General features: G+C 68.6%; 16 protein-coding genes and 1 tRNA gene. 11 read left to right on the top strand and 6 right to left on the bottom strand.

Annotated elements, in window-relative coordinates; translation table 11 throughout:
- The first annotated feature begins 24 nt into the window (after window positions 1-24).
- On the top strand, window positions 25-1,236 hold the full coding sequence (locus RCP38_RS17910; RefSeq protein ID WP_308474254.1) for a cytochrome P450: 1,212 nt from the start codon (window positions 25-27) through the stop codon (window positions 1,234-1,236).
- A gap of 17 nt (window positions 1,237-1,253) precedes the next feature.
- A complete protein-coding gene (locus tag RCP38_RS17905; RefSeq protein WP_308474253.1) occupies window positions 1,254-2,108 on the top strand; it encodes a mycofactocin-coupled SDR family oxidoreductase in 855 nt (284 codons plus the stop codon).
- A 97-nt stretch (window positions 2,109-2,205) separates the two neighbouring features.
- Here the strand turns inward: RCP38_RS17905 and RCP38_RS17900 are convergent.
- Window positions 2,206-2,279 (bottom strand) — tRNA-Pro (locus RCP38_RS17900).
- 222 nt (window positions 2,280-2,501) lie between these two features.
- Between RCP38_RS17900 and RCP38_RS17895 the strand changes: the two genes are divergently transcribed.
- Window positions 2,502-2,687, top strand: coding sequence for a hypothetical protein (locus RCP38_RS17895; protein WP_308474252.1), 186 nt, complete (start codon window positions 2,502-2,504; stop codon window positions 2,685-2,687).
- A 5-nt stretch (window positions 2,688-2,692) separates the two neighbouring features.
- Here RCP38_RS17895 and RCP38_RS17890 read toward each other — a convergent pair whose 3' ends face one another.
- Together RCP38_RS17890 and ponA2 are read right to left on the bottom strand one after the other, a co-directional pair.
- Window positions 2,693-3,658, bottom strand: coding sequence for a metallophosphoesterase (locus tag RCP38_RS17890; RefSeq protein WP_308474251.1), 966 nt, complete (start codon window positions 3,656-3,658; stop codon window positions 2,693-2,695).
- Between the two features lie 38 nt (window positions 3,659-3,696).
- Window positions 3,697-6,126 (bottom strand): transglycosylase/D,D-transpeptidase PonA2, encoded by a 2,430-nt coding sequence (gene ponA2 / locus RCP38_RS17885; protein WP_308474250.1) that lies wholly within the window; start codon window positions 6,124-6,126, stop codon window positions 3,697-3,699.
- A 408-nt stretch (window positions 6,127-6,534) separates the two neighbouring features.
- Between ponA2 and RCP38_RS17880 the strand changes: the two genes are divergently transcribed.
- Window positions 6,535-6,873: a WhiB family transcriptional regulator gene (locus RCP38_RS17880; RefSeq protein WP_373692528.1), complete on the top strand. Its 339-nt coding sequence runs from the start codon at window positions 6,535-6,537 to the stop codon at window positions 6,871-6,873.
- Between the two features lie 30 nt (window positions 6,874-6,903).
- On the opposite strand, the gene bagB is transcribed toward RCP38_RS17880, so the two are convergent.
- Complete coding sequence (gene bagB / locus RCP38_RS17875; RefSeq protein ID WP_308474249.1) at window positions 6,904-8,058, bottom strand: ATPase BagB; 1,155 nt, start codon at window positions 8,056-8,058, stop codon at window positions 6,904-6,906.
- Window positions 8,055-9,074, bottom strand: coding sequence for an ATPase BagA (gene bagA, locus RCP38_RS17870; RefSeq protein WP_308474248.1), 1,020 nt, complete (start codon window positions 9,072-9,074; stop codon window positions 8,055-8,057). Before bagA ends, bagB begins: the two co-directional genes overlap by 4 nt.
- A gap of 50 nt (window positions 9,075-9,124) precedes the next feature.
- Between bagA and RCP38_RS17865 the strand changes: the two genes are divergently transcribed.
- From RCP38_RS17865 to RCP38_RS17855, 3 genes are read left to right on the top strand one after another with little or no spacing between them, the layout of a single operon-like run.
- Entirely contained in the window at window positions 9,125-9,286 is a 162-nt protein-coding gene (locus RCP38_RS17865; RefSeq protein ID WP_109413488.1) for a DUF4177 domain-containing protein, read from the top strand.
- On the top strand, window positions 9,283-9,741 hold the full coding sequence (locus RCP38_RS17860; RefSeq protein ID WP_308474247.1) for a RidA family protein: 459 nt from the start codon (window positions 9,283-9,285) through the stop codon (window positions 9,739-9,741). Before RCP38_RS17865 ends, RCP38_RS17860 begins: the two co-directional genes overlap by 4 nt.
- 47 nt (window positions 9,742-9,788) lie before the next feature.
- Window positions 9,789-10,508, top strand: a complete 720-nt coding sequence (locus tag RCP38_RS17855) for an MBL fold metallo-hydrolase (RefSeq protein WP_308474246.1) — start codon at window positions 9,789-9,791, stop codon at window positions 10,506-10,508.
- Window positions 10,509-10,586: 78 nt separating this feature from the next.
- Here the strand turns inward: RCP38_RS17855 and crp are convergent, their stop codons facing one another.
- Window positions 10,587-11,261: a cAMP-activated global transcriptional regulator CRP gene (gene crp, locus RCP38_RS17850; protein ID WP_013830875.1), complete on the bottom strand. Its 675-nt coding sequence runs from the start codon at window positions 11,259-11,261 to the stop codon at window positions 10,587-10,589.
- A gap of 311 nt (window positions 11,262-11,572) precedes the next feature.
- On the opposite strand from crp, the gene nth reads away from it, so the two are divergent.
- From nth to marP, 4 genes are read left to right on the top strand one after another with little or no spacing between them, the layout of a single operon-like run.
- Window positions 11,573-12,316 carry an endonuclease III gene (gene nth, locus RCP38_RS17845; RefSeq protein ID WP_308477400.1) on the top strand — a complete coding sequence of 248 codons (744 nt, stop codon included), beginning with the start codon at window positions 11,573-11,575 and terminating at the stop codon, window positions 12,314-12,316.
- Window positions 12,317-12,325: 9 nt separating this feature from the next.
- A complete protein-coding gene (locus RCP38_RS17840; RefSeq protein ID WP_308474245.1) occupies window positions 12,326-12,949 on the top strand; it encodes a TlpA family protein disulfide reductase in 624 nt (207 codons plus the stop codon).
- Between the two features lie 37 nt (window positions 12,950-12,986).
- Window positions 12,987-13,781, top strand: coding sequence for an NUDIX hydrolase (locus tag RCP38_RS17835; RefSeq protein WP_308474244.1), 795 nt, complete (start codon window positions 12,987-12,989; stop codon window positions 13,779-13,781).
- A complete protein-coding gene (marP, locus tag RCP38_RS17830) occupies window positions 13,778-14,971 on the top strand; it encodes an acid resistance serine protease MarP (protein WP_308474243.1) in 1,194 nt (397 codons plus the stop codon). Before RCP38_RS17835 ends, marP begins: the two co-directional genes overlap by 4 nt.
- Window positions 14,972-14,986: the final 15 nt, after the last annotated feature.

Genomic DNA, 14,986 nt, shown 5'->3' with positions numbered 1-14,986 from the left:
CGCCATGAGAAAGTGAGGATGCCGATGGGACACGATCCGGTGGACCGTCCCGATATCGATCTGACCGACGGCAACTTCTATGCCGGTGACTCGCACACGGCCTACCGGTGGATGCACAAGCATGAGCCGGTTTTCCGGGACCGCAACGGCTTCGCCGGTGTCGCGACTTACGCGGCGGTACTGGACGCGGAGCGGCGCCCCGAAGTGTTCTCCAGTGCCGGCGGGATACGCCCCGATCACGTCCAGCCGGTTCCGATGATGATCGACATGGATGATCCGGAACACCTGCGGCGCCGCAAACTGGTCAATGCCGGATTCACTCGAAAACGGTTGCAACAGCGCGCTGCCGGCATCAGCGCGGTATGCGACGCGCTCATCGACGCAGTGTGCGAGAAGGGCGAGTGCGACTTCGTGCGAGACCTGGCGGCACCGTTGCCGATCGCGGTCATCGGCGACATGCTCGGAGTGCTGCCACAGGACCGCGGCATGCTGCTCAAGTGGAGCGACGACATGATGGAGAACCTCAGCTCACACCTTTCGCCCGACCATCTGCAGATCGCGATCGAGTCGTTCGCCGCCTACCACGCGTACACCTCCGAACTGATCGCGCAGCGACGCGCCGAGCCGACCGATGACCTGATCAGCGTGCTGACCCACGGGGCCATCGACGGTGACACGCTCAGCGACGAGGAGATCCTCATCGAGGTGCTGCTCATCCTCATCGGCGGCGACGAGACCTCGCGCCACACGCTGTCCGGCGGGACCGCTCAACTGCTCTTGCACCCCGAACAATTCGACGCACTACTCACCGATACCGAACGGTTGTTGCCGGGTGCGGTGGAGGAGATGCTGCGGTGGACGTCACCGATCAAGAACATGTGCCGGACGCTGACCACAGACGTCGACTTCCACGGCACCGCGCTGCACCAAGGGGAGAAGATCATGCTGCTGTTCGAATCGGCCAACTTCGATGAGCAGCAGTTCGCCGACCCCGAGTCCTTCGACATCCGCCGTCATCCGAACAACCACGTCGCGTTCGGATTCGGCACCCACTTCTGTCTGGGCAATCAACTGGCCCGCCTGGAGCTGACCACGATGACCCGACGCATCCTGCAGCGGCTTCCCGATCTCCGGCTCGACGACCCGGACAACATGGTGCTGCGGCCGGCGAACTTCGTCAGCGGGCTGGAATCCATGCCGGTGTCATTCACCCCCGTGCCGCCACTGGCCGGTTGAATACGAAGGAGCGCGTCGTGAACCGACTCAACGGAAAAGTCATCGCCGTCACCGGAGCCGGCCGAGGACAAGGCCGCAGCCACGCCGTACACCTCGCCGATGAAGGCGCTGACGTGATCGCCCTGGATATCTGCGCCGACATCGCCACCGCGGAGTATCCGTTGGCGACACCCGCCGACCTGGAGGAGACAGAAGCACTGGTCGAAAAGGCCGGCCGGCGCGCCATCACCGCCCAAGTCGACGTGCGTGACCGGGCCGCCCTGAAGAAGGCCCTCGATGCGGCGGTCGCAGAACTCGGTGGCCTCGACGGCATCGTCGCCAACGCGGCGATCATGCCCCTCGGCGACCACATCCCCCCGCAGGGATTCATCGACGCCTTCGACGTCGACTTCATCGGCGTGGTCAACACCATCCACGTCGGCTTCCCGCACCTGAGCGCGGGGGCGTCGATCATCGTCACCGGTTCGATCGCCGGACTGGTACCCCAAACCGGTCTGCACGGCGCAACGCTGAAAGGCCCCGGCGGGGCCGCCTACGCGCTGTCCAAAACGATGATCCGCGACTACACCAAGGCTCTGGCCCTCACGCTGGGCCCGCACCGCATCCGGGTCAACGCCGTGCACCCCACCAACGTCGACACCCCCATGCTGCACAACGACAACACCTATAAGACGTTCCGGCCCGACCTGCCCAACCCGACACGCGCCGATGCCGAAGTCACCTTTCCCTTCATGCAGGCCATGCCCGTGCCCTTTGTCGATCCCGCCGACATCTCGCACGCGGTGGTCTACCTGGCATCCGACGAATCCCGCTACGTCACCGGTCAGCAGTTGTTCGTCGACGCCGGCGCGGGCCTGAAGATGGGGCTGTGACGCCGGGTACCGACGCGCGGAGAGCCGCTGCATACCGCAACGGAAAAGGGCCCCGACCGGATCAACCGGACAGAGCCCTTACCTGCAACAACCTGAGTCGGGGTGGCGGGATTCGAACCCACGACCTCTTCGTCCCGAACGAAGCACGCTACCAAGCTGCGCCACACCCCGTGTGAAGCCACGACAGCGTATCGCACTGCCCCGGCAGTCTCCCAAACGGCTGGTGAGAGCGCCGGAGAACGCCCGGATCCGTTGGCCCGCAACCCCCCGGGAGGCCCACGTCACTACCGCTTCGCGGCATGAAACGCCCCACAATCCGGCGTGTGGAGCTGCAAACATAGCCGGACTTAGGCAGACTGGCTAACCAGGTTTTAGCGCAAAGGGAGTCGAATCATGACGCTGTTGGGCGGCGCGGTGTATGCCGGGTTCTTCGCTCTGGCCGCGCTGTGGCTTGCGGCCACCAACCCCGATGCCGCCGACGATCGCGTGCACGCGAACGCGGGTCGGCAGGATCTCCCGAACCCGGTCGAACCCGCGGCGGGCTGCGTGGGCAGTCCCTGCGGCGCCGGCCGGTCCTGATCGGCTCAGCGCGCCGACACCGACGGTTCGGTGGAGCCGCGGGTCAACCGCGAGTCGTCGCCGCCGGTGGGCGCGGCCACCAGGGTCAGCAGGCTGGCCTCCGGGCGGCAGGCGAAGCGCACCGGCGCGAACGGTGACGTACCGATCCCCGCCGAGACGTGCAGGCGCATGTGTGCGCCCCACTGCGACGGCCCCTTGGCCCGGGTGCGGTCCAGCCCGCAGTTGGTCACCAGCGCGCCGTAGAACGGCACACACAGCTGCCCGCCGTGGGTGTGGCCGGCCATCACCAACTGGTAGCCGTCGGCGGCGAAACGATCCAGCACCCGCGGCTCCGGCGAATGGGTCAGGCCCAGCCGCAGATCGGAGGTGAGGTCGGCCGGACCGGCGATGGTGTCGTAGCGGTCCCGGCCGATGTGCGGGTCGTCGACGCCGGCCGCGGAGATCCGGTGCCCGGCCACGTCGAACTCCCGGCGGTTGTGGGTCAGGTCCAGCCAGCCGCGCTCGGTGAACGCCGCACGCAGGTCCTGCCACGGCAGCGGGGTGCCGTGAATCCGATGGGTGGGCTTGGTCAGATACTTCGCCGGATTCTTCAGCCGCGGGCCGAAGTAGTCGTTGCTGCCGAACACGAACACGCCCGGCACCGACAGCAGGTCGCCGAGGGCCTGCACCACCGCCGGCACCGCTTTGGGGTGTGCCAGGTTGTCCCCGGTGTTGACCACCAGGTCCGGCTCCAGGGCGACGAGTTCGCGCAGCCAGGCCTGCTTGCGGTGCTGCCCGGGCCGCATGTGGATGTCGCTGATGTGCAACACCCGCAGCGGCGAGGATCCGGGAGCCAGCACCGGCAGCGTCGTCCTGCGCAGCACGAACGCGTTACGTTCGACGATCGCGCCGTAGCCCACGGCCAGCGCGGCCGGCGCGAGGGCCGCCGCCGCGGCGACGACGGAGCGGGTCAGGGCGGGTGAAGCAGCCATGGGCATCAGCCTACTGTGCCGCGCCGTGCCGCCCGGGGTTACGGCGGTAACGGGACGCCGGGCGGCGGCGGTGGCATCAGCGGGATGGTGATCGGCGGCAGGCCCGGGATCTCCACCACCGTCGAGTAGACCGGCCCCATCGGCATGCCCTCCGGCGGCGGGGGAGGTGGCGGCGGAATGCCGTTGCTGACCTCGATGGTCACGATCGAACCGGGAATGGTCTGCCCGCTCGGCGAGGTGCCCACGACCGCGCCGGAGCGCGCGCTGCTGTTCACCCAGTTCGGCTGCTCGGCGACCTGGAATCCGACTTCTTTGAGCCGTGCCCGCGCCGCATCCACGTCCAGCCCGGTGACACTGGGCACCCGCGAATTCGGGCCGCCGTCGACGTACCGCGGATCGGTCGGCGGCATGATGACGTCGCCGAAGTCGACCGCGATGGGCTTCATCGCCGCGAACCAGGTGCGGGCCGGCTCGTTGCCGCCGTACAGATCTCCGTCGCCGCAGTGCCGCAGCGGGAACGAGCACAGGTCTCCCGGCGAACTGGAGTCGTCGAAGATGTAGTTGGCCGCCGCGTACTGGTTGGTGAACCCCAGGAAGCCCGACGACCGGTGGGCCTCGGTGGTGCCGGTCTTGCCCGCCATCGGCAGGTCCCAGCCCACCGAACCCGCCGCGGGCGCCGCGGTGCCGCCGGGCTGGATGTCCTTGGCCAACGCGTTGGCCAGCGTGTTCGCCAGACCTTCGGGAACAACCCGCTCACAGGCCTCGGTGGTCACCGCCACCTCGTTGCCGTTGCGGTCGAAGACCTTGTCGATCGGGTTCGGCGGGCACCACACCCCGCCGGAGGCCAGGGTGGCGGCCACGTTGGACAGTTCCAGCGCATTGACCTCGATCGGGCCCAGGGTGAACGAGCCCAGGTTCTGCCGCTTGACGAAGTCGGCCAGGCTCTCGTTGCTGTCCGGGTCGTAGTTGCGGGCGGTGCCCGGATCGGCGTAGGACCGCAGGCCCAGCTTGATCGCCATGTCCACGGTGCGGCCCACCCCGACCTGGGAGATCAGCTTCGCGAACGCGGTGTTGGGGGAGGTGGCCAGCGCGGTGGAGACGTTCATCGGGGAGCGGTAGGGCGCGACGTTGACCACGCACCAGGTCTCCTTGGGGCAGCCCTTGGCGCCGCCGCTGCCCATCCCCTTGGTCTGGAACCGGCCCGGCACCTCCAGATCGGCGCTGATCCCCATGCCCATCTCCAGCGCGGCGGCCACCGTGAAGGTCTTGAAGATGGACCCGGCGCCGTCCCCGACCAGTGAGAATGGTTGCGGGCGCATGGTTTCGCCGTCGTCGGCGTTGAGCCCGTAGGTGCGGTTGCTGGCCATGGCCAACACCGGGTGGGCGTCGCTGCCGGGCTTGATCACGCTCATCACGCTGGCGATGCCCTGCACGTTGGGGTTGGCGAAGGAGTCGATCGCCTCCTTGACCGGAATCTGCACGTCGGGGTCCAGCGTGGTGTGGATGACGTAGCCGCCGCGGGCCACCTGCTCCTTGCTGATGCCCGCCCGGGTCAGGTATTCCTGCACGTAGTCGCAGAAGAAGGCCCGGTCGCCGGCGGCGATGCAGCCGCGCGGCAGCTCGTTGGGTTGCGGCAGGATGCCCAGGGGCTCGGCCCGGGCCTCCCGCAGCGCGTCGGCCTTGTCGGGCAGGTTTTCGATCATGGTGTCCAGCACCAGGTTTCGCCGTGCCAGTGCACCCTCGGGATTGGTGTAGGGATTCAGCGCGCTGGTCGACTGCACCATGCCGGCCAGCAGCGCGGCCTGCTGCCAGTTCAGGTCCGCGGCGTCGACACCGAAGTAGGTCTGGGCGGCGTCCTGGATGCCGAACGAGTTGTTGCCGAACGACACCAGGTTCAGGTAGCGGGTCAGGATCTGAGACTTGGTGAAGGTCCGGTCCAGGGTGAGTGCCATCCGGATCTCCCGGAGCTTGCGCGCCGGGGTGGTCTCGATCGCGGCGCGCTTCTCGGCGTCGGTCTGGGCGAGCACCAGCAGTTGGTAGTTCTTGATGTACTGCTGCTCGAGGGTGGACCCGCCGCGGGTGTCGATGTCCCCGGAGGCGTATCCCGCCAGCCCGGTCAGGGTGCCCTTCCAGTCCACCCCGCTGTGCTCGGCGAACCGCTTGTCCTCGATGGAGACGATCGCCAGCTTCATCGCGTCGGAGATCTTGTCGCTGGGCACCTCGAACCGGCGCTGCGAGTACAGCCACGCGATGGTGTTGCCCTTGGCGTCGACCATCGTCGACACCGCCGGGACGTCGCCGCTGACCAGTTGGGCCGATCCGTTGGCCACCACATCCGAGGCGCGGTTGGACATCAGGCCGATGCCGCCGGCGACGGGAAACAGCAGCGCCGCGACGAGCACGGCGGCGAGCAGGCAACACCCGGCCAGCTTGAGCGCAGTAGGGCCGGTCGGGGGACGCTCCGACATGGTTAACACCCTAGCGGCGATCGCAAGAACGGCGGAGCCGGGCGTAGCGGGTCGCCGCCATCGGCCTAGCGGCGATGGCAAGGGCGGCGGAGCCGGGCACGAGCCGGGCCGCGGGCGCCGATAGCAGAAAGCCGCGGGTTCCGGCGGTATCCCGCGCTGCGTGGGGCGTCAGATCACGCTCGGATTGCACGGTTGTCCCAAAAAAGGGGCGGTCAACCAGTTGCGCTCATGCCACGTGACCACCTAACTTGGACATCAAGTGCGATTCAGGTAACACTGATGACACGATGTGGCGTAGATCGCAGTTAGGTCGACGTCGAAGTTGAATAGGTGGCTGCCGGGGGCGGCCGGGACGGAGGATCGTCAGTGTCTGTAGCAGGGACAGCGGTTCGAAACGCCAAGACGCCGGTGGCTCAGGCCGCGCAGGCTCCCCAGGCTTCCCGAACGGTGCTGCGCGGTGTTCAGGACGAGGGGCGGATCGCGTGGGTCGCCAAGGCGGTCTGCCGCGGTGCGGACCCTGATGAACTCTTCGTCCGCGGTGCCGCGCAACGCAAGGCGGCGGTCATCTGCCGGCACTGTCCGGTCGTGCTGGAATGTCTGGCCGACGCCCTGGACAACCGCGTCGAGTTCGGGGTGTGGGGCGGTATGACCGAGCGGCAACGCCGGGCACTGCTCAAGCAGCACCCCGAGGTGACGTCCTGGGGCGAATACTTCGCCGCTCAGCGCAAGCAGCGCGACGCCGGCTGATGCCCGGCTGAGACTTCTTGGTCTCTGCTTCTACTTCGCCGTGAGCTGATCGGCGATCGCCCGCAGTGCCTCGAGGTCGGAGACGTCGAACGGCAGTGACGGCACCCCCACGATGGGAACACGCGGGTTGGCCCGGGTGAAGCGCGACAACAGCCGGATCTCCCGCTTGGCGGTGGCGCCGCGTTCGGCGTGGATCTGCAGAGCGGCCGCGGTCAGCGCTTTCGCACCCTCGGACAGCGACGTGCCGGTCTTCGCCTCCGCCAACGCCTCGATCCCGTCGATGGCGCGTTCCACCGGCAGATCGCACAGCATCGGATGGGTGCGGTTGAGAATCAGCCCGGCCAGCGGCATGTGCTCCTGGGAGAGCCGGTCGACGAAGAACGCGGCCTCGCGCAACGCGTCGGGCTCGGCCGCCGACACCACCACGAACTGGGTTCCGCGACGCTTGAGCAGGTCATAGGTGCGCTCGGCCTTCTCCCGGAAACCACCGAAGGTGGCATCCAGGGATTGGACGAAATTCGCCGCGTCGGAAAGCATCTGCGAACCCAGCACGGTCGACAGCGCCTTCATCGCCAGGCCGACGGCGCCGGCGACCAGCTTGCCGATGCCACGGCCCGGACCCAGCAGCAGCTTCCACAGCCGACTGTCCATGAAGCTGCCCAGCCGCTTCGGGGCGTCCAGGAAGTCCAACGCGTTGCGGGACGGCGGAGTGTCGACGACCACCAGGTCCCAGCGATCCTCGGCCAGCAACTGGCCGAGCTTCTCCATCGCCATGTACTCCTGCGTGCCGGAGAGCGAGGTGGCGACCGTTTGGTAGAACTGGTTGCCCAGAATCGCCTCGGCCCGCTCCGGTCCGGAGTACTGCGTCACCATCTCGTCGAAAGTGCGACGCATGTCGAGCATCATCGCGTGCAGCTCACCGGGCACCTCCGCGGGCAACGACACCCGCTGCGGGTGGTTGCCCAGGTCGTCGATGCCCAGCGCCTGCGCCAGCCGGCGGGCCGGGTCGATGGTCAGCACCACCACGGTGCGGCCGTATTCGGCGGCCCGCAGCGCCATCGACGCCGCAGTGGTGGTCTTGCCGACGCCACCGGCGCCGCAGCACACCACCACCCGGTTGGAGGTGTCGGCCAGAATCGTCGCCAGGTCCAGCGCCAGCGGCTTGCCGGTCGAATCGGATGTCATCGGACCCCCTGTTGGCCGAGAATCTCGGAGAGCTCATAGAGGCTGCCGAGGTCGACCCCGTCGGTGATCGTCGGCAAGTGCAGGCGTGGAACGTCCAACTGCTCCAACTGCTCGGCGGTTTCGGTCCGGGCGGTGATGCGGATGGCGTGCTGGATGGTCTCGGTCAGCAGTCCGGCGAAGTCGTCGTCGTCCAGGGTGATTCCCGCCGCCGCCAGGCCCGCCCGCACCGCATCGGCGTCGACGGCGCCCTCGGCGGCTTTGGCCAGGTCGGCCGGCGCCAGGTGCGCGGGGATGTCACGGTTGACGATCACGCTGCCGATCGGTAGATCCAGTTCCCGCAGCTCGTCGATGGCCTCGAGGGTCTCCTGCATCGGCAGGGCCTCCAACAGCGTCACCAGGTGGATCGCGGTCTGATCCGAATGCAGCAGCTTCACCACGCCGTCGGCCTGGGAGTGCACCGGGCCGCCCTTGGCCAACTGGGAGACCGCCTTGGTGACGTCGAGGAATCGGGAGATCCGGCCGGTCGGCGGGGCGTCGACGACGATCGCGTCGTAGACCGGCTTCTTGTTCTTGTCGGTCTGGATCACGTGGTACTTGATCTTGCCGGTGAGGATGACGTCGCGCAGCCCGGGCGCGATGGTGGTGGCGAACTCGACGGCGCCCACGCGCCGCATCGCCCGCCCGGCGATCCCCAGGTTGTAGAACAGGTCGAGGTACTCCAGGAACGCGGCCTCGATGTCCATCGCCAGCGCGTCGACCTGCCCGCCGTCTTCGGCGGTCGCGACCTTGAGTGGGTCGGCCGGTAGTGGCGGAACGTCGAAGAGCTGCGCGATACCTTGGCGCTCTTCGACTTCCACCAACAGCACCCGGCGGCCGCCGGCCGCCAGCGACAGCGCCAGCGCCGCCGCGACCGTCGATTTACCCGTGCCGCCCTTGCCCGTCACGAAATGCAGCCGGGCCTTCGTCAATCGCGAAGGCCAGCCGATCGCAGACCTGCTGCTGGATGTGGCTGTCACTACTGCATGCTAACCAAGGCTCCGGGCTCGCAAGCGATAAGCTCGCTGGCATGAGTCAACGCACGGTGTGGGAGTACGCCACCGTTCCCTTGATCACGCATGCCACCAAGCAGATCCTCGACCAGTGGGGCGAGGACGGCTGGGAGCTGGTCTCGGTGCTGCCGGGGCCGTCCGGCGAGCAGCTGATCGCGTTCTTGAAACGTCCGAAATGAGCTGGCGGGCCCGGCTGACCGACCTCGGGATCGAGTTGCCCGCGGTGGTGGCGCCGTTGGCGGCCTACGTGCCCGCGGTGCGCACCGGCAACCTGGTCTACACCTCCGGCCAGCTGCCGATGCAGGCCGGTGAACTGCCGCAGACCGGCAAGGTGGGCGCGGGCGTCAGCCCCGAAGAAGGGCACGCGCTGGCGCGCATCTGCGCACTCAACGCGTTGGCCGCCGTCGACGCCCTGGTCGGCCTCGACGCCGTCGCCCGGGTGGTCAAGGTGGTCGGGTTCGTCGCGTCGGCGCCGGGCTTCAACGGCCAGCCCGCGGTGGTCAACGGGGCCTCCGAACTGCTGGGTGAGGTGTTCGGCGACGCCGGCAGGCACGCCCGCTCCGCGGTCGGTGTCTCCGAGCTGCCGCTGGACGCGCCGGTGGAGGTCGAGCTGATCGTGGAGCTGGCGCCCTGAGCCATCCCGCCTACGGTCGGCTGCGACCGGTCACCGAGACCGCGTCGGTGCTGCTGGCCGACAATCCGGGGCTGATGACCCTGGAGGGCACCAATACCTGGGTGCTGCGCGGGCCGGGCAGTGCCGAGGTGGTGGTGGTCGACCCCGGCCCCGACGACGACGCGCACATCGGCGCGCTCGCCGAGGTCGGCCGGATCGCGCTGGTGCTGATCAGCCACCGGCACTGCGACCACACCGACGGCATCGACAAGCTGGTCGATGCGACCGGGGTGCCGGTGTACTCGGCGGGCAGTGGATTCCAGCGCCGGCTCGGCGGCGGTCTGGTCGACGGCCAGGTGATCGAGGCGGCCGGGCTGCGCATCACCGTGTTGGCCACCCCGGGGCACACCGCCGACTCGCTGTCGTTCGTGCTCGACGACGCGGTGCTGACCGCCGACACGGTGCTGGGCCGGGGCACCACCGTCATCGACAGCGAGGACGGCGATTTGGCGCACTACCTGGACTCGCTGCACCGGCTGCGCGGGCTCGGCGGGCGCACCGTGCTGCCCGGGCACGGGCCGGAACTGCCGGACATCGACGCGGTGGCGCAGGGCTATCTGGCGCACCGCGAACAGCGACTCGACCAGGTGCGCTCCGCGCTGACCGCGCTGGGCGAGGACGCCACCGCCCGCCAGGTCGTCGAACACGTCTACACCGACGTCGACGAGAAGCTGTGGAGCGCCGCCGAATTCTCGGTGCAGGCCCAGCTGGACTATCTGCGGGGCTGAACTAGCCTCGCGAGATCCCGCTCACGCAGGTCTGTACTCGCACTTTTACTGCGTAGGCGGGATCTCGGCGAAATGTCACTACCGCGCGCGGCGGGCCAGCCGCTCGGAGTCGCTGATCAGCACACTCTTGCCCTCCAGCCGGATCCAGCCGCGGTGGGCGAAGTCGGCCAGCGCCTTGTTCACCGTCTCCCGCGATGCCCCGACCAGCTGCGCGATCTCCTCCTGGGTCAGGTCGTGGGTGACCCGTAGCGCGCCGCCTTCCTGGGTGCCGAACCGCTGCGCCAACTGCAGCAACTGCTTGGCGACCCGGCCGGGCACGTCGGTGAAGATCAGGTCGGCCAGGTTGTTGTTCGTGCGGCGCAGCCGGCGGGCCAGCACCCGCAGCAGCTGCTCGGCGATCTCGGGCCGATCGGAGATCCACGACCGCAGGGCGTCGCGGTCCATCGAGACCGCACGCACCTCGGTGATCGTGGTCGCGCTCGACGTCCGCGGTCCGGGGTCGAAGATCGACAGCTCACCGAACATGTCGGACGGGCCCATGATGGTCAGGAGGTTCTCCCGGCCATCGGGGGACCGCCGGCCGATCTTCACTTTTCCCGAGACGATGATGTACAGCCGGTCGCCGGGCTCTCCCTCGGCGAACACGGTGTGTCCGCGCGGAAAGTCCACGGGCTGAAGCTGCTTGGTCAGCGCGGCTACGGCGCTCGGCTCAACTCCTTGGAAGATTCCGGCCCTCGCCAGGATCTCGTCCACGATGCCCCTTAGGTGTTCTTGATGAAGGTTTGAACGCGCAAGCGCCAGCCGTTACCCGGCAAGCAACCTGAGTCTAGAGCTCGGCGTCAAGCGAGGTTACAACGCTACACACGATTGGCACGCCGATTCGCTCGAAACCGCCGATTGGTCGGCTCGGTTCGGTCCAGTCCGGTCTCGATGCGCTCCAACCCGACCGCGGACAGCATCAGCAGCGGCGGGAAGGTGGTGATCAGCAACCAGGACACAAGGTGTCAGTAAACCCGGGCAAAGTCTCGTCAAGGTCACAAATTAGTACCCTGTCGGAGGTGACAGTGGACAAAACCCCTCGCGCACGGACCGAGACCCGCACCGGCCTGGTCCGGCGTGCCCGCCGGATGAACCGGACCCTGGCGCAGGCGTTCCCGGAGGCCCACTGCGAACTGGACTTCAGCACGCCGCTGGAGCTGGCCGTGGCGACCGTGCTCTCGGCCCAGTGCACCGATGTGCGGGTGAACCTGACGACACCGGCGTTGTTCGCCCGGTACCCGGCCGCGCTGGACTACGCCCAGGCCGATCGCACCGAACTCGAGGAACTGATCCGGCCCACCGGCTTCTACCGCAACAAGGCCGCGTCGCTGATCAACCTGGGACAGGCGTTGGTGGAGCGCTTCGACGGGGAACTGCCGCACACCATGGACGAGTTGGTGCGCCTGCCCGGGGTGGGCCGCAAGACCGCGAACGTGATCCTGGGCAACGCATTCGGTGTCCCGGGCATCACCGTCGACACCCATTTCGGGCGACTGGTGCGACGCTGGGCCTGGACCGCCGAGGAGGACCCGGTCAAGGTCGAACACGCCATCGGTGAGCTGATCGAGCGCAAGGAATGGACCCTGCTGTCGCACCGGGTCATCTTCCACGGCCGGCGGGTCTGCCATGCCCGCAAACCCGCGTGCGGGGTGTGTGTGCTGGCCAAGGACTGCCCGTCGTTCGGGCTCGGCCCCACCGACCGGATGGAAGCCGCCGCACTGGTCAAGGGGCCGGAGACCGAACACCTGCTGGCCATGGCCGGGCTGTAGCGGCAGTCGATGAGCAACTCGACGCGCTGGACCGTCGCAATCCTGGTGGTGGTCGCGGCGTTGCTGACCGGTTTGGTCAACGAACTGCGTCGCGAGCCGGTGGCGTCGCATCCCGGCGGTGGCGCCGTGGCCGGCACCGCGCAGCCGGATCTGGCCGAACTACGCCGTCGCGCCGACCTGCCGGCCTGCCCCGCCGGGACCGGACAGACCGGCCCGTCGGCGCTGCACGGCGTCACCGTCGAATGCGCGGCCGACGGCGCGCCGGTCGACGTGGCAGCGATGGTGGCCGGCCGACGGGTGGTGCTGAACCTGTGGGCCTATTGGTGCGGGCCCTGCCGCGACGAACTGCCGGCGTTCGCCGAATACCAGCGCCGCGCCGGGCCGGGCGTGATCGTGGTGACGGTGCACCAGGACGACAACGCGGCCGCCGGTTTAGCCCTGCTGACCGAACTGGGCGTCCGACTGCCCACCCTGCAGGACGGCCGGCGGCGGTTGGCGGCGGCCCTGCGGGTGCCCAACGTGATGCCCGCGACGGTTGTGCTGGCCGCGGACGGTAGCGTTGCCCGCATCCTGCCGCAGTCGTTCGCCAACGCCGAAGAGATCGCCGCCGCCGTCGACAGCAGTGGCCGCTGAGGTGGGGCCATCACGATCTGGCACAGAGGGAGGCGCGGTGAGCCCTGGTGACGCCCGGCCGTGGTCGCGCCCCTGGGACCCCGCCCGTGCGCCGGGCTGGCTGCATCCACTGGTCGACAACGTCGAAAGCGTCCCGACGGCCTACCTGCATCGGCTCCCCGACGACGTGCGCGCCATGATCACCGCCGCCGATGCCGAGGCCAGCGCCGCCGGTACCGGACGTGACGCCGCGGTGCTGGTGCTGTTCTCCGGGCCACCGGCCGCACATCCCGGTGCCCTCCCCGAATCGGCGGACCTGCTGGTCACGGTGCGCTCGGCGACGCTGCGCCATCACGCCGGTCAGGCCGCGTTCCCGGGCGGCGCGGTCGACCCCGGTGACGAGGGACCGGTCGCCACCGCGCTGCGAGAGGCCAACGAGGAGACCGGGATCGATCCGCGCCGGGTGCATCCGCTGGTCGCGTTGGACAAGATCTTCATCGCGCCGTCGGGGTTCCACGTGGTCCCGGTGCTGGCCTACTCCGAAGATCCGGGCCCGGTTGCCGCCGTCGACCCCGGCGAGACCGCAAGCGTGGCCCGGGTACCGGTCCGGGCATTCATCAACCCCGAGAACCGGTTGATGGTTTACCGTGATGCGCGCAGTCGGCGTTGGGCCATGCCGGCCTTCCGGCTCAACGAGATGCTGGTCTGGGGATTCACCGCGCAGGTGATCTCGGCGATGCTGGACGTGGCCGGCTGGGCGCAGCCCTGGGACACCACCGAGGTTCTCGGGCTCGACGAGGCCATGGCTTTGGTTGGAGGAGAACCTGGTGGAACGGGGATGACTGGGATATGACGTCGTCGCAGTGGCTGGACCTCGCCGTGCTGGCGATCGCCTTCGTTGCAGCAGTCTCCGGTTGGCGCTCCGGTGCACTGGGCTCGCTGCTGTCGTTCGTCGGGGTGGCACTCGGCGCGATGGCCGGGATGCTGTTGGCACCGCGACTGTTCGGCGATCTCAGTCAGGTCCGGCTCAAACTCTTCGCAGCCCTCTTCCTGGTGCTGATCATGGTCGTCGTCGGCGAAGTCGCCGGGGTGGTGCTGGGCCGGGCGGTTCGGGGCGCGATCCGCGGACCCGGTGTCCGACTGGTGGACTCCCTGGTCGGGGTGGTCCTGCAGTTGATGGTGGTGCTGGTCGCGGCGTGGCTGTTGGCCACCCCGTTGACCGCCTCCGATCAGCCCGGCCTGGCCGCGGCGGTCAACGATTCACGGGTGCTGCGCCAAGTCGACGACGTCGCACCGGAATGGCTGCGCAACGTGCCGCGGCGGTTGACCGCGGTGCTCGAGGACGCCGGGATGCCCGCCGTGCTCGAACCCTTCAACCGCACCCCGATCGCGGCCGTCGACGCACCGGACCCCGAACTGGCCGCCAGCCCGGTGGTGGAGGCCACCGCGCCGAGCGTGCTGCGGATCCGCGGGGTCGCCCCCAACTGCCAGAAGGTGTTGGAAGGCACCGGATTCGTGGTCTCGCCGACCCGGGTGATGACCAACGCACACGTGGTGGCGGGGGCGGACAGCGTCACCGTGGAGAGCGGCACCAAGTCCTATGAGGCGACGGTGATCTCCTTCGACCCGCAGGAAGACATCTCGATCCTGGCCGTGCCGGACCTGCCGTTGCCGGCGTTGCCGTTCGCGTCCAAGCCGGCCCAGCCCGACACCGACGCGCTGGTCCTGGGCTACCCCGGCGGCGGCGTCTTCGAGGCCACACCGGCCCGGGTCCGCGACACCATCAACCTCGAGGGCCCCGACATCTACCGCAGCACCACCGTCACCCGCCACGTGTACACCATCAGAGGCACTGTGCAGCAAGGCAATTCCGGTGGCCCGATGATCGACATGGACGGCCGGGTGCTGGGCGTGGTCTTCGGTGCGGCAGTCGACGACGCCGACACCGGATTCGTGATGACCGCCGACGAGGTCGCCAACCAGCTCGCCCGGATCGGGGACAGTCAGCCGGTCTCGACCCAGACCTGCGTCGGCGGCGAGTGATCCCGGCGGCGGCCG

Source organism: Mycolicibacter sp. MU0083 (assembly GCF_963378075.1).
Taxonomy (GTDB): Bacteria; Actinomycetota; Actinomycetes; order Mycobacteriales; family Mycobacteriaceae; genus Mycobacterium; species Mycobacterium kokjensenii.
Note: the sequence above shows the minus strand (reverse complement) of the source record. Positions and strands in the feature narration are given on the sequence as shown.

Coding starts and splice junctions, on each gene's coding strand:
- bagB (WP_308474249.1), bottom strand. CDS start 8,058: ATGACATCCGATTCGACCGGCAAGCCGCTGGCGCTGGACCTGGCGACG.
- RCP38_RS17910 (WP_308474254.1), top strand. CDS start 25: ATGGGACACGATCCGGTGGACCGTCCCGATATCGATCTGACCGACGGC.
- RCP38_RS17890 (WP_308474251.1), bottom strand. CDS start 3,658: ATGGCTGCTTCACCCGCCCTGACCCGCTCCGTCGTCGCCGCGGCGGCG.
- RCP38_RS17840 (WP_308474245.1), top strand. CDS start 12,326: ATGAGCAACTCGACGCGCTGGACCGTCGCAATCCTGGTGGTGGTCGCG.
- marP (WP_308474243.1), top strand. CDS start 13,778: ATGACGTCGTCGCAGTGGCTGGACCTCGCCGTGCTGGCGATCGCCTTC.
- RCP38_RS17895 (WP_308474252.1), top strand. CDS start 2,502: ATGACGCTGTTGGGCGGCGCGGTGTATGCCGGGTTCTTCGCTCTGGCC.
- RCP38_RS17865 (WP_109413488.1), top strand. CDS start 9,125: ATGAGTCAACGCACGGTGTGGGAGTACGCCACCGTTCCCTTGATCACG.
- ponA2 (WP_308474250.1), bottom strand. CDS start 6,126: ATGTCGGAGCGTCCCCCGACCGGCCCTACTGCGCTCAAGCTGGCCGGG.
- RCP38_RS17860 (WP_308474247.1), top strand. CDS start 9,283: ATGAGCTGGCGGGCCCGGCTGACCGACCTCGGGATCGAGTTGCCCGCG.